This is a genomic window from Flavobacterium sp. ASW18X (assembly GCF_005144745.1).
Lineage (GTDB): Bacteria > Bacteroidota > Bacteroidia > Flavobacteriales > Flavobacteriaceae > Croceivirga.
The window spans coordinates 1-1,014 of the sequence record NZ_SWKK01000056.1; the positions used below are offsets into that span (position 1 = coordinate 1).

A 1,014-nucleotide genomic window follows, 5' to 3' on the forward strand; every position below is an offset into this window, starting at 1 on the left:
CAGACGAAGATGCAAATGGCGATGGAGACCCAACCAATGATGATACAGACCAAGACGGTACCCCGGATTACTTAGACCCAGACAACGGTCCAGATACGGATGGTGACGGCGTACCAGACGTTGTGGATTTAGATGATGATAATGATGGTATATTAGATACAGTAGAAGGAGACGGAGCTATCGACACGGATAACGATGGCAGACCAGATAGTTTAGACATTGACAGTGATGACGATGGTATTCCAGACAACGTAGAGGGTCAACCTACAGAAGGTTACCTGCCACCAAGTGGTGAAGATTCGGATAATGATGGTTTGGACGATGCATATGAAGGTGCAGGCAACGAAGGTGTTACACCAGAAGACACCGACCAAGACGGTACCCCAGATTATATAGACGATGATAGTGATAATGATTTGGTGCCAGACAGTAATGAAGGTCACGACTTCGATTATGATGGCGAGCCAGACAATACTTATACTGGAGTAGATACAGACAATGATGGTTTAGACGATGGCTATGAGGGTAGTGATGTAAATGATGGTTACGATGTTAACGATGAGATAGAAGACCCAGCGAACGATTTACCAGATACGGATGGTACGGAAGACGTCAACTATCGCGATTTGGATGACGATGGCGATGGCATAGACACACCAGACGAAGATGCCAACGGCGATGGAGACCCAACCAATGATGATACAGACCAAGACGGTACACCGGATTACTTAGACCCAGACAACGGTCCGGATACGGATGGTGACGGTGTACCAGACGTTGTGGATTTAGATGATGATAATGATGGTATATTAGATACAGTAGAAGGAGACGGAGCTATCGACACGGATAACGATGGCAGACCAGACAGTTTAGACATTGACAGTGATGACGATGGTATTCCAGACAACGTAGAGGGTCAACCCACAGAAGGTTACCTGCCACCAAGTGGTGAAGATGCGGATAATGATGGTTTGGATGATGCTTATGAGGGGACAGGCAACGAAGGTGTTACAC

1 pseudogene is annotated in these 1,014 nt (G+C 46.6%); it reads left to right on the forward strand.

From position 1 onward, the window contains the following. A pseudogene (locus FBT53_RS15960) lies at positions 1-1,014 on the forward strand (gliding motility-associated C-terminal domain-containing protein); the annotation flags it as partial.